We start from the raw sequence: 11,833 nt of genomic DNA on the forward strand, positions 1-11,833 counted from the left end.
CTTCCGCACGCACCGGCGCCTCGGCGCGGGCCGGCATCTCGGTCCGGGCCTCCTGGCGCGGCTCGCGGCGCGGCTGCTCTGTGCGTCCGTTCTCGTAACGGTTCTCGCGGGGCGCTTCGGCGCGCGGCTGCTCCTGACGAGACGGATCCTGACGAGTCGGATCCTGGCGCGAAAGGTCCTGGCGCGGAAACTCGTCCCGCGGCTGATCGCGACGGTTGAACTCGGCGCGGTTCTCCTGCCGATTGTCTTGGCGCGGATACTCCTGCCGCCCGCTGTCCTGGCGGTTGAAGGTCTGCCGGGGCGCGTCCTGGCGATCGTAATCGGCGCGCTGGCCGTGCTCCTGGCGGCCCTGATCCTGCCGGCCGCCGTCCTGGCGGTTGCCGTCGGGACGCTGGTTGTCGAAGCGGGCGCCGTTGTCGAAGCGCGGCCGGTCGTTGCGGTTGTTCTGGAACCGGTCGCGGCGCTCCTGGCGGTCGCCGCGGTTCTGGTTCTGGCCGAACCTGTCCTGCTGGTTGCGATCCTGGCCGCGATCCTGGCGCCCGTCCTGCTGACCGCCCTCGCCGCGGTTGTCGTAGGGCTGCGGCTGTTGGCCCGGATCGCCGTATTCAGGCGCGTAGCCGGCATAGCCCTGGCCGTTGGCCTCGCCGCCCTGCTCGTCGTCGCCGTCCTCCATGTCGTCGTCGTACGACCGCGAGGCGTAGCCGGCGCCGGCCTGCGGGCGGCCCTGCTCCTGCGCGCCGGAGATGATCCGGAAATAGTGCTCGCCGTGCTGGAAGTAGTTCTCCGCCGCCACCGGGTCGCCCGCCGCCTGCGCGTCCCGCGCGAGCTGAGCGTACTTGTCGGCGATGTGCTGGGCGGTGCCGCGGACTTTGACGTCGGGTCCGTTGGATTCGTAGGACCGGGTCAGCGGGTTCGGGCCCTTCGGCCGGTTCCGGCCGCGCACCCGTCGGTTCTGGTTTGGTCTCATCGGTCTCAGATGACCCTCGTTACTGCGAAAGGCGCGTCTGGTCGGGGGGAAGGCTGGGGGCCGGGCTCCCGAGGCGCCGCAGTGCGGGTCCTCGCCGGCGCCCGCGGACGGATCATCGGAATTGATCCACGACCCGCTCGCCTACCAGCCGTCTGTCCCGATCCCTCGGGGCCTACGCTTGCGTCCAAGACGCCCGTCGATTGTCAGGTTCGAAAACCGCCGCGCCGCTGCTCGAACCCGAGCCTGCGTCTGATCGACGGTGGAGCGATCGGCCGCCACCCCGCAAAGGATGCGCTATACCGAACCTACGGCTTTCCGTCTTAACGGATCGTCCGCGAACCGCAAGTCGAGACGGGGGATCCAGCGCGAAGTTGATGGGGATTCCGGCGAATTTTGCGTGATCGGTGCCATAAATCCCCTATGCGGGCGCCTTGTCGGGCCGACCGACGAACGACGCGACCCGCGTATGCCCGGCGAGATCGCGCGTGATGCCGCTCGGTCGAAGGCCCGCCTTCCGGCCCAGCTCCGTCACGGCGTCCGCCTGATCGTAGCCGATCTCGAGGTGGAGCGAGCCGCCCGGCGCGAGCAACCCGCCTGCCGTCGCATCGACGATCCGTCGATAGGCCGCAAGCCCGTCGCCGCCGCCGTCGAGCGCGGTCATCGGATCGTGCTCGCGCACCTCGCGATCGAGGCCGGCGATCACGGCGCTGGCGATGTAGGGCGGGTTCGAGACCACCCGGTCGAACCGGCCGACGAGCGCCTTGCACCAATCGCCGGCGACGAACAGGGTGCGATCGGCGACGCCGTTGTCGAGCGCGTTCGCGCGCGCCGTGCGCAGGGCATTCCAGGAGCGATCGAGGCCGATGCCGGTCGCGTTCGGCAGCGCGCTCAGCAGCGCGACCAGGATGCAGCCGCTGCCGGTGCCGAGGTCGAGGATGCGGAGGGGGGCCGCCGGGTCCGAAACCGTTTCCAGCGTGGCGTCGACCAACGTTTCGGTGTCGGGCCGCGGCACCAGCGTTTCCGGGGACAGCCGGAACGGCAGGCCCCAGAACTCCCACGTTCCGAGGATGCGGGCCACCGGTTCTCCGGCAACGCGCCGGCGCGCGGCGGCCTCCAACCTGTCCGCGCCCTCCGACCCGAGGGCTCGGCCGCCGTGCAGCGCGAGGTCGACGGCGCGGAGATCGAGCACGCCGAGCATCAGGAAGCGGGCATCGCCCTCGGGTATGCCTTCCGCGGCGAAACATTCGGCGAGGCGCCGCAGGGCAAGGCTGCGCGTATGATCCGGGCGGACGATGCGCGCGTCGGCCCGTCCGCTCACGCCATGCCTTCGGCGGCGAGCAGCTCGGCCTGATGCTCCGTCACGAGCGCGTCGACCAGCTCGTCGAGGGCGGTGCCGGCGAGCATCTCCTCCAGCTTGTACAGGGTGAGGTTGATGCGGTGGTCGGTCACCCGGCCCTGCGGGAAGTTGTAGGTTCGGATGCGCTCCGAGCGGTCGCCGGTGCCGACCTGCGACTTGCGGTCGGCGGCGCGGACCGCATCCTTGGCCGAGCGCTCCGCATCGTAGAGCTTGGCCCGCAGCAGCGACATCGCGCGGGCGCGGTTCTTGTGCTGGGAGCGCTCCTCCTGAACGAAGATCACGATCCCCGACGGCAGGTGGGTGATGCGGATCGCCGATTCGGTCTTGTTGACGTGCTGGCCGCCGGCCCCCTGCGAGCGCATGGTGTCGATCTTCAGGTCGGCGTCGTTGACGACGATGTCGACCTCCTCGGCCTCGGGCAGGACCGCGACGGTGGCGGCGGAGGTGTGGATCCGCCCCTGCGCCTCGGTGTCAGGCACGCGCTGGACCCGGTGGGCGCCGCTCTCGAACTTCAGGCGGGCGAACACGCCGCGGCCCTTCACCTCCGCCACGACCTCGCGATAGCCGCCGACGGTGCCCTCGCTCTCGGAGATGACCTCGACCTTCCAGCCCTTGGTGTCGGCGTACTTGGCGTACATCCGGAACAGGTCGCCGGCGAACAGCGCGGCTTCGTCGCCACCGGTGCCGGCGCGGATTTCGAGGATCGCGCTCTTCTCGTCGGCCGCGTCCTTGGGCAGCAGCATCAGCTGCAGGTCGCGGTGCGCCTTGATCAGCGCGTCCTCGGCGTCGGGCTTCTCGGCGGCGGCGAGCGCACGCATCTCGGGGTCGCCGCCGGGCTCGTCGATCAGCGCCTCGACCTCGGCCAGGTTGGCGGCCGCGGCGCGATAGGCGTGGATTCCGGCGACGACGGGATCGAGATCCGACAGCTCGCGGGAGAGCTGGACGATGCTCTCCGAGCTCGCATCGCCGGCGGCGAGGGTGCCGGTGACGATGTCGTGGCGCACGAGGATGGCGTCGAGGCGGTCGGGGGGAAAGGGGATCATCGACCGGGGTCTACTCTGGGACGCTGACGGAAACGAGCCCGGTTTTCACGCTGGGCGGGGTCAGACCGGGATGCCGTGGGCCTTGGCGAAGGCGGCGAGCGCCGGGCGGATCGAGGCGCCGTCATGGGCGCGGGCCATCTCGGCGTCGATCACGTCGGCGATCGCCCGCGCGTCGAGGCTCAGCACCATCGCCTTGATCGGGCCGATCGAGGCGGGCGACATCGAGAGGTCGCGGAAGCCCATGCCGATCAGCGCCATCGCTTCGAGCGGCCGTCCGCCGATCTCGCCGCACACCGTCACCGGGCATCCGGCCGCGTCTGCGCGCTCGGCGATCAACCGGAAGGCGCGGATCGCCGCAGCGCAGAGCGGATCGAACCGGTCCGCGACGCGGCGGTTCTCGCGGTCGACCGCAAACAGGAACTGCATCAGGTCGTTCGAGCCGACCGACAGGAAGTCGGCTACTTGGGCGATCTCGTCGATCTGGAACAAGAGCGAGGGCACCTCGACCATCGCGCCGAGGCGGCAATCGCTCGGCAGCGGATGGCCGTGGCGGCGCAGATGCGCCTTCTCGCGATCGACGATCGCCTTGGCCCGGACGAACTCGTCGACCGTGGCCACCATCGGGAACATGATCTTGAGCGGCCGCCCGGCCGCCGCCCTCAGCAGCGCGCGCAGCTGCACCCGCAGCAGCGCCGGCCGGTCGAGGCCGATCCGGATCGCGCGCCAGCCCAGCGCCGGGTTCTCCTCCTCGAGCTTGGGCATGTACGGCAGGATCTTGTCGCCGCCGATGTCGAGCGTCCGGATCGTCACCGGCCGATCGCCGGTGGCGGCGAACACCGCCTCGTACAGCGCCTGCTGCTCGGCCGCCGAGGGCATCCGCTGCGCCACCATGAACTGCAGCTCGGTGCGGAACAGGCCGATGCCCTCCGCGCCCGTCTCGTTGAGGTGGCCGAGGTCGACGAGCAGGCCGGCATTGAGGTGCAGGCCGATGCGGATGCCGTCACGGGTGGTCGCGGGGACGTCGCGCAGCGCCCGGTACTGCTCCTGCCGCTTGGCGCGCAGGCGCACCATCTCGGCATAGGCCGCCTCGATCTCCGGCCCCGGGCGGACCTGGACCTCGCCGGAGACGCCGTCGACGATGATCGCGTCGCCCGAATCGCACAGCGCCGTCGCGTTCTCGACCTCGCCGACGGCAGGGATGCCGAGCGCCCGCGCGACGATCGCGATGTGGCTCGTCGGGCCGCCCTCCTCCAGCACGACGCCGCGCAGGCGCGACGGGTCGTAGTCGAGCAGCGCCGCCGGGCCCATCGAGCGGGCGACCAGGATCGCGTTGTCGGGCAGGTAGGCGCCCGAGCCCGCGCCCTCCTGCCCGGTCAAGCGGCGCAGCAGGCGGTTGGCGAGGTCGTCGAGGTCGTGCAGGCGATCGCGCAGGTACGGGTCGCTCTGGCGCATCATCCGCGCGCGGTTGTCCGATTGGACGCGCTCGACCGCCGCCTCCGCGGTCAAGCCCGAGACCACCGCCTCGCGCATCCGGCGCAGCCAGCCCTTGTCGTGGGCGAACATGCGGACCGTTTCCAGCACCTCGCGCGATTCGCCGGTGCCGATCTTGTCGCCGCGCTCGACCAGGTCGTCGATCGCCGAGCGCACCGCCTCGATCGCGGCCTCAAGCCGGGCGATCTCGGCCTCGACGTTCTCGGCGATCAGCGTCTTCACGACGATGCGCGGCTCGTGCAGCACCACGTGGCCGAGGCCGATGCCGTCGGCGAGCACGACGCCGCGGGCGTTGACGGCGCGGCGCGCCGCGGTGCCGGCGTCGGGAGCAAGCCCCTGCAGCTCGCCAGACGCGATCATCTCCGAGAGCACCATCGCGGTGGTCTGGAGCGCCTCGATCTCCTCGTCGGAATAGACGCGGTACGTCTTGTTCTGGACGGTGAGCACGCCGAGCGTGTTGCCGGCCCGGAGCAGCGGCACGCCGAGGAAGGCGTGATACGCCTCCTCGCCCGTCTCCGGGCGGTAGGAGAAGGCCGGGTGGGTCTGCGCGTCGGAAAGCGACAGCGGCTCGGCCGTCTGCGCGATCAGGCCGACGAGGCCCTCGTCGGCGCGCATCCGGGTCAGGTGGACCGCCTCGCGGTTCAGGCCCTCGGTGGCGAACAGCTCGAGCGTGTTGTCGTCGCGCAGGACGTAGACCGAGCACACCTCGGCGATGACGTTGGCGGCGATGACCACGACGATGCGGTCCAGGCGCGCCTGGGGGCTGACCGGCTCCGCCATGGCTTCGCGGAGGCGGCGCAGCAGCAGGCGCGGGCCTCCGGGCGCAGCGGGCATCGTCTGGTCAATCCCCTGTCAGCGCGACGCCGGGTGTCGGCGCCGGGCAATCTCAGGTCGCACCCGTCGGACGGGCCTGCAAGCCTCAGGCCTGATCCAGGCCGTATAGCGAGTGGAGCGTGCGGACGGCAAGCTCGGTATAGGCCGCGTCGATCAGGACGGAGAACTTGATCTCGGAGGTGGTGATCGCCCGGATGTTGATGCCCTTGTCGGCCAGCGCCCGGAACGCCTTGGCCGCGACGCCGGCATGGCTGCGCATCCCGACGCCGATCGCCGAAACCTTCACCACGTCGGTGGCGCCCTCGATCTGCGCGAACCCGATCGTGTCGTGCGCCCGGTCGAGCACCGTGCGCGCCCGGTCGTAGTCGGCGGCCGGCACCGTGAAGGTCATGTCGGTGGTCGACTGGTCGCCCGACACCGTCTGGATGATCATGTCGACGTTGATGTTGGCGTCGGCCAGCGGCCCGAAGATCGCGGCGGCGACGCCGGGGCTGTCCTTGACGCGGCGAAGCGTGATCTGCGCCTCGTCCCGCGCGAAGGCGATCCCGGTGATGATCTGCTGTTCCACGTCTGTGTCCTCGTCGCAGATGAGGGTGCCGGGGCGCGCGGCGTCCGGCGGATCGAAGGAGGAGCGGACCGTGGTCGGCACCCGGTGCACCATGGCGAGCTCGACGGAGCGGACCTGCAGCACCTTGGCGCCGAGCGAGGCCATCTCCAGCATCTCCTCGAAGGTGACGCGCTCCATGCGCCGCGCCTTCGGCACGACGCGCGGGTCGGTGGTGTAGACCCCGTCCACGTCGGTGTAGATGTCGCAGCGCTCGGCGCCGATGGCGGCGGCGACGGCCACCGCGCTGGTATCCGACCCGCCGCGGCCCAACGTCGTGATCCGGCCGGTCTCGGCATGGATGCCCTGGAAGCCGGCGATCACCGCGACCTCGCCGCGCTTGAACCCTGCGTCGAGCCGGGTGCCGTCGATCTCCTCGATGCGGGCCGAGCCGTGCGCGTCGGACGTCAGGATCGGCACCTGCCAGCCCTGCCAGGAGCGGGCCGGGATCCCGGCCTTGCGCAGCGCGATCGCCAGGAGGCCCGAGGTCACCTGCTCGCCTGAGGCGACCACGGAATCGTACTCGGCGGCCTCGTATTCGGGGTCGGCGTCCTTGACCCAGCCGACGAGCTCGTTGGTCTTGCCCGACATCGCCGAGACCACGACCGCGACCTCGTAGCCGGCCGCGACCTCGCGGGCGACGTGGGCGGCCACGTTGCGGATGCGCTCGACGTTGGCGACCGAGGTGCCGCCGAATTTCATCACCAGACGGGGCATGCAGCGTCCGCGTTTCTCAAACTTCGTCGAACGACCGATCCGGGCTCAGATATCCGGGCGTGTTCGGCGGCCTCCAACGATTCGCGAACGGCCGCGCCGCCGGCTGTACCGGACCGGCGTCCGGCGGGTACAAGCGGGGTCGGGGGCTGTCAACACGCCGCCAAGCTCCACTTACCCGGAATGCAGGGTCGGCCGCACCCGCTCCGCCGGTCGCCCGTGCGCGGTCGGCGCGGGACTGCGACCACCGAGCGCGCGCCGTCCCCGAATGGAAAGAGATCGGATGACCATCGACGAGACCGCCGCCGGGATCGAGGCGGGTGCGAGCAGCAGCGCGGGCCTCGGCTTCGTCGACCCCGGCGAGGTCGCCCGGTTCGATGCGCTCGCCGCGACGTGGTGGGATCCGCGCGGTCCGATGCGGGTGCTGCACCGCTTCAACCCCGTCCGCCTCGCCTACATCCGCGACGCGGTCTGCCGTCATCACGGGCGGTCGGTCGAGACGCCGTTCGCGCTGCAGGGCCTCTCGATCGTCGATGTCGGCTGCGGCGGCGGCGTGCTGTCGGAGCCGCTCGCGCGCCTGGGCGCCGACGTCACCGGCCTCGACCCGGCGGCGCAGAACATCGCCGCCGCGCGACGCCACGCGGAGGCCGAGGGCGTGCCCGTCGACTATCGCGCCGAGACCATCGAGTCTGTGGTCGCCGCGGGCGAGACCTTCGACGTGGTGCTGATCATGGAGGTGATCGAGCACGTGACCGACATGCCGGCCTTCGTCCGCACGGCGGCGTCGGCGGTGAAGCCCGGCGGCCTGCTCTTCGCCGCGACGCTCAACCGGACGATGCGCTCCTTCGCGCTCGCCATCGTCGGCGCCGAGTACATCCTCGGCTGGCTCCCCAAGGGCACCCACGACTGGGAGAAGTTCGTGACGCCGTCCGAGCTGTCGGCGGCGCTCGGCGGCGGCGGCCTGTCGGTCACCGACACCACGGGCGTCGTCTACAATCCGCTCACCGACGGCTGGCGGCTGGGCCGCGATACGGCGGTGAACTACATGCTGGCGGCCGAGCGCCCGGCCTAGCACGCAGGGCACTGTTCGACCGGCGTCAGAATCGAAGGAGCCCCGATGCTCGAGAAGATCCCCGCAGCGGTCGGTCAGGCCTTGTCCGGCCTCAAGGCCGGCCTCGAGAAGACCGTCTTCCACGCCGATTTCGCCGATGCCTCGGAGACGATCGCGCTGACGAGCCCGGCCTTCGCCGACGGCGCCCGCATGCCGGTCCGCTTCACCGCGGATGGCGACGGGACGTCGCCGCCGCTCGCCTGGAGCGGCCTTTCCGCGGGTACGGCGAGCGTCGCGATCCTCGCCGAGGATGCCGGCAGCCCGACGCCGCAGCCGCTGGTGCACCTCATCGTCTGGAACCTCGCGCCGGACGTTTCGGATCTGGCCGAGGGGGCGGCCTCCGCGAACGCGCGCGTCGATCTCGGCAAGAACAGCTTCCTCAAGGACGGCTGGCTTCCGCCCGACCCGCCCACCGGCCACGGCCCGCACCGCTACCTGTTCCAGGTCTACGCCCTCGACCGCCTCCTCGACCTGCCGGCCTCGCCGGGCCGCGGCGCCCTGGTCGATGCGATGCGCGGCCACGTCCTGGCCAAGGGATCGCTGGCGGGAATCTACGAGCGGCGCTGAGGCGATCGGCTGGCCTTGGGCAACTGGTGAAACGAACGGAAGGCGCGCGATGAAGGCTCTCCTGTGCACCCGGCTCGGCGGCCCGGACGACCTGTCGATCGCGACGCTGCCCGATCCCGTCCCCGGCCCGGGCGAGGCCCTGGTGCGGGTCACCGTCGCCGCGCTCAACTTCTTCGACACGCTGATCATCGCCGGGCGCTATCAGGTGAAGCCCGAGCTGCCGTTCTCGCCCGGGGGCGAGGCCTGCGGCGTGGTCGAGGCCCTGGGACCGGGCGCGGACGGCGTGCGGGTCGGCGATCGGGTGATCGTGCATGCCAAGCACGGCACCTGCCGCGAACGGCTCGCGGTGCCCGCACGCATGCTGACGCCGGTTCCGGCCGGGGTGAGCGACGAGCAGGCTGCCGGCCTCACGATCACCTACGGCACGTCCCTCCATGCCCTGCGCAACCGCGCGAAGATCCGGCCCGGCGAATGGCTCGCGGTGCTCGGGGCGTCGGGCGGGGTCGGTCTCGCGGCGGTCGAGCTTGGGGCGCTGCTCGGGGCGCGGGTGATCGCCTGCGCCTCCTCGGAGGACAAGCTCGCCATCGCCCGGCAGCACGGGGCGGAGGTGGGCCTCGTCTACGATCCGGCCACCCTGCGCGACGCCCTGAAGGACGCGACCGGGGGCAAGGGCGTCGACGTGGTCTACGACGCGGTCGGCGACGCCTTCTCGGAACCGGCCTTCCGTGCGCTGACCTGGCGCGGCCGCTTCCTCGTCGTCGGCTTTGCTGCGGGCGAGATTCCCCGCCTGCCCCTCAACATCATGCTGCTGAAGGAGCTCGACGTGATGGGCGTCCACTGGGGTGTCTTCACCGAGCGCGAGCCGGAGGTGCACCGCGAGAACCAGCGCCAGATGCTCGCATGGGTCGCCGAGGGGCGGCTGACCGCGCGGGTGCACGGCGTCTACCCCCTCGAGGACTACGCCGCGGCCCTCGGCATCCTCAGCCGGCGCGAGGCGGTGGGCAAGGTGCTGCTCCGGCCCTGATCCTTCAGATCAGCCCCTGCGCCTTGGCGAGCGCGACGAGGTCGCCCTGCGGCCGGGCGCCGATGTGTTGGATCACCTCCGCCGCCGCGAGCGCGCCGAGGCGGGCCGAGGTGACGTAGTTGAGGCCGCGGGCGTGACCGGCCAGGAAGCCGGCGGCGAAGAGGTCGCCCGCGCCGGTGGTGTCGACCACATCGCGCACCGGCGAGGCCTCGACCGAGCGGATCTCGCCGCCCTTCACCACCATCGCGCCCTCGGACGAGCGCGTGACGAGGCCGAGCAGGTGCCGCCCGCGGGCGTCGCGCTCGTCGCGGAGCGCCTTCAGCGCCGCGTCCGCGTCGTCGGTCTGGTAGAGGCTCTGCAACTCGCCGATGTTGGCGAACAGGATGTCGACGCTGCCGTCGCGGATCAGCCCGAGGAACTCGTCGCGGTAGCGGCCGACGCAGAACGCGTCCGACAGGGTCAGCGCCACCGCGTTGCCGGCGCCGTGGGCGATCGTCACCGCCTTGCGGAACGCGTCCTTGGCGGCCGGCGGGTCCCAAAGGTAGCCCTCGAGGTAGACGACGCGGGCGCTCGCGACCGTCGCCTCGTCGAGGTCGGCCGGCGACAGGCCCTGGCAGGCGCCGAGATAGGTGTTCATCGTGCGCTCGCCGTCGGGCGTCACGAGGACGAAGCAGCGGGCGGTGGCCGGCCCGTCGGTCGCCACCGGCACGTCGAACGCGACGCCGGTCGCCTTCAGGTCGTGGCTGAACAGGCCGCCGAGCTCGTCGTCGCGGACCTTGCCAACGAAGCCGGTCTTGGCGCCGAGCAGCGCCGCGCCGACCGCCGTGTTGGCGCCCGACCCACCCGACACGATCGTCGCCGGGCCCATCGCAGAGAACAGCGCCTCGGCACGCGGCTCGTCGATCAGCGCCATCGCGCCCTTCGGCACGCCCTGGTCGGCGAGGAAACCCTCGTCCGTGCGGGCGATGACGTCGACGATGGCGTTGCCGAGCACCAGGAGGTCGAGGCGAGCGGTCATGCGGGCGTCCCTTCGGAAATTCGCTCGCGCTCTCGCACCGGCGCCCGGCAGGGTCAAGCGAGGCGGCTCAGGCGTCGTCGTAGAGTTCGGCGAGCGGGACGGTGATGCCGGGAGGATCGAAGGTCAGCACGCCGTCCGAGACGATACGCGTCTCGATGACGTCGTCCGCGCGACGATGATGGTGGACGGCGAGGCGTTTGACCGTGTCGATGAGGAGGTAATGCATCACGCTCGGGATGCCGAAGTAGCCTGCGAATTTCGCGCCCGTATCGATCGATCGCGTGCTCGGCGAGAGGACATCGACCACGATGACCGGATCCGTCACTTCCACCGTGTCTGGATCGAGACGAGGTCCGCAACGGACGAGGGCGTCAGGCTCGAAAGCCGTGGTGCGTTCGATCCGAATCGTCATTCCGTCCGGGAGCACCTGGCAGGGCAAGCCTTCCCGCCGAATGACAGCACGCAACGCGAGTTGAGCGGCGAATTTCGTCTCGGCATGCCGGACCCGTTCCGGCGACATCGCGAAGACCTCGCCGTCGAGCAACTCATGCCGCCCCGGTCGTCCCTCGCCCCAGGCCAGGAACTCGTCGACGGTCATGCGCGGTGTCGGCTTCACGCTCATGCGGCGAGCGTAACATGTCCCGATCGGGCCGCGAAGGCGGCCGCTACTGCATCGACTTCACTTCGCACTGTGCGTAATCGGCGCTCGCCTTCACGTAGGCATTGAGCTTCTGCACGTAGCCTTCCGCGATCGGCCGGAACGCCTGGAGCTGCAGGTTGTAGGCCTTGATCGCGTCGTTGTAGCTGTAGGCCTCCCAGCCGGGGCACCCGCCCTTGGCATCGAGGCAGGCGGGTTTCGCCGGCAGGGCCGGCTTCTCCGGCTTGGCCGAGGCGGGCGGCGCCTCCGGCAGCGGGCAGGCGGCGAGCGCCGCGCCGGGGCAGACCAGCGCGAGGACGAGCGAGGATCGGCTCAGGAAACCGCGCATGGACAGGTCGAGCTCCGTTCGGCCCGCCGCGGGGCCGCGCCGGGTTGTGCGTCAGCGTGCCGGCGGGAGCAAGGCGCCTATGCGGCCGGCTGGACGCGCTGCGGACGGCCCGCACGC

General features: G+C 71.2%; 11 protein-coding genes. 3 read left to right on the top strand and 8 right to left on the bottom strand.

Annotated elements, in window-relative coordinates; genetic code table 11:
* The 5 genes from FV230_RS17025 to FV230_RS17045 form a co-directional block, all read right to left on the bottom strand.
* The coding region (locus FV230_RS17025) for a DUF4167 domain-containing protein (RefSeq protein WP_147843240.1) at window positions 1–943 on the bottom strand (943 nt) is incomplete at its 3' end.
* A gap of 442 nt (window positions 944–1,385) precedes the next feature.
* Entirely contained in the window at window positions 1,386–2,228 is an 843-nt protein-coding gene (gene prmC, locus FV230_RS17030; protein ID WP_246694891.1) for a peptide chain release factor N(5)-glutamine methyltransferase, read from the bottom strand.
* A 53-nt stretch (window positions 2,229–2,281) separates the two neighbouring features.
* The gene (gene prfA / locus FV230_RS17035) at window positions 2,282–3,367 is read right to left on the bottom strand and encodes a peptide chain release factor 1 (protein ID WP_147726318.1); all 1,086 of its coding nucleotides are present in this window, start codon (window positions 3,365–3,367) and stop codon (window positions 2,282–2,284) included.
* Between the two features lie 60 nt (window positions 3,368–3,427).
* Complete coding sequence (ptsP, locus tag FV230_RS17040; protein ID WP_147843241.1) at window positions 3,428–5,692, bottom strand: phosphoenolpyruvate--protein phosphotransferase; 2,265 nt, start codon at window positions 5,690–5,692, stop codon at window positions 3,428–3,430.
* Window positions 5,693–5,777: 85 nt separating this feature from the next.
* On the bottom strand, window positions 5,778–7,013 hold the full coding sequence (locus tag FV230_RS17045; protein ID WP_147726316.1) for an aspartate kinase: 1,236 nt from the start codon (window positions 7,011–7,013) through the stop codon (window positions 5,778–5,780).
* A 280-nt stretch (window positions 7,014–7,293) separates the two neighbouring features.
* Here FV230_RS17045 and ubiG point away from each other — a divergent pair, with 280 nt between their 5' ends.
* From ubiG to FV230_RS17060, 3 genes are read left to right on the top strand one after another with little or no spacing between them, the layout of a single operon-like run.
* On the top strand, window positions 7,294–8,082 hold the full coding sequence (gene ubiG / locus FV230_RS17050; RefSeq protein ID WP_147843242.1) for a bifunctional 2-polyprenyl-6-hydroxyphenol methylase/3-demethylubiquinol 3-O-methyltransferase UbiG: 789 nt from the start codon (window positions 7,294–7,296) through the stop codon (window positions 8,080–8,082).
* A gap of 45 nt (window positions 8,083–8,127) precedes the next feature.
* Window positions 8,128–8,688 (top strand): YbhB/YbcL family Raf kinase inhibitor-like protein, encoded by a 561-nt coding sequence (locus FV230_RS17055; RefSeq protein ID WP_147843243.1) that lies wholly within the window; start codon window positions 8,128–8,130, stop codon window positions 8,686–8,688.
* Between the two features lie 49 nt (window positions 8,689–8,737).
* Entirely contained in the window at window positions 8,738–9,712 is a 975-nt protein-coding gene (locus FV230_RS17060) for an NADPH:quinone oxidoreductase family protein (protein ID WP_147843244.1), read from the top strand.
* Window positions 9,713–9,716: 4 nt separating this feature from the next.
* Here the strand turns inward: FV230_RS17060 and FV230_RS17065 are convergent, their stop codons facing one another.
* The 3 genes from FV230_RS17065 to FV230_RS17075 form a co-directional block, all read right to left on the bottom strand.
* Window positions 9,717–10,730: an adenosine kinase gene (locus FV230_RS17065; protein WP_147843245.1), complete on the bottom strand. Its 1,014-nt coding sequence runs from the start codon at window positions 10,728–10,730 to the stop codon at window positions 9,717–9,719.
* A gap of 67 nt (window positions 10,731–10,797) precedes the next feature.
* Window positions 10,798–11,352 (bottom strand): Uma2 family endonuclease, encoded by a 555-nt coding sequence (locus FV230_RS17070; protein WP_147843246.1) that lies wholly within the window; start codon window positions 11,350–11,352, stop codon window positions 10,798–10,800.
* Between the two features lie 43 nt (window positions 11,353–11,395).
* On the bottom strand, window positions 11,396–11,716 hold the full coding sequence (locus FV230_RS17075) for a hypothetical protein (protein ID WP_147843247.1): 321 nt from the start codon (window positions 11,714–11,716) through the stop codon (window positions 11,396–11,398).
* Between the last annotated feature and the right edge of the window lie 117 nt (window positions 11,717–11,833).

The organism is Methylobacterium sp. WL6 (genome assembly GCF_008040095.1).
Taxonomy (GTDB): domain Bacteria; phylum Pseudomonadota; class Alphaproteobacteria; order Rhizobiales; family Beijerinckiaceae; genus Methylobacterium.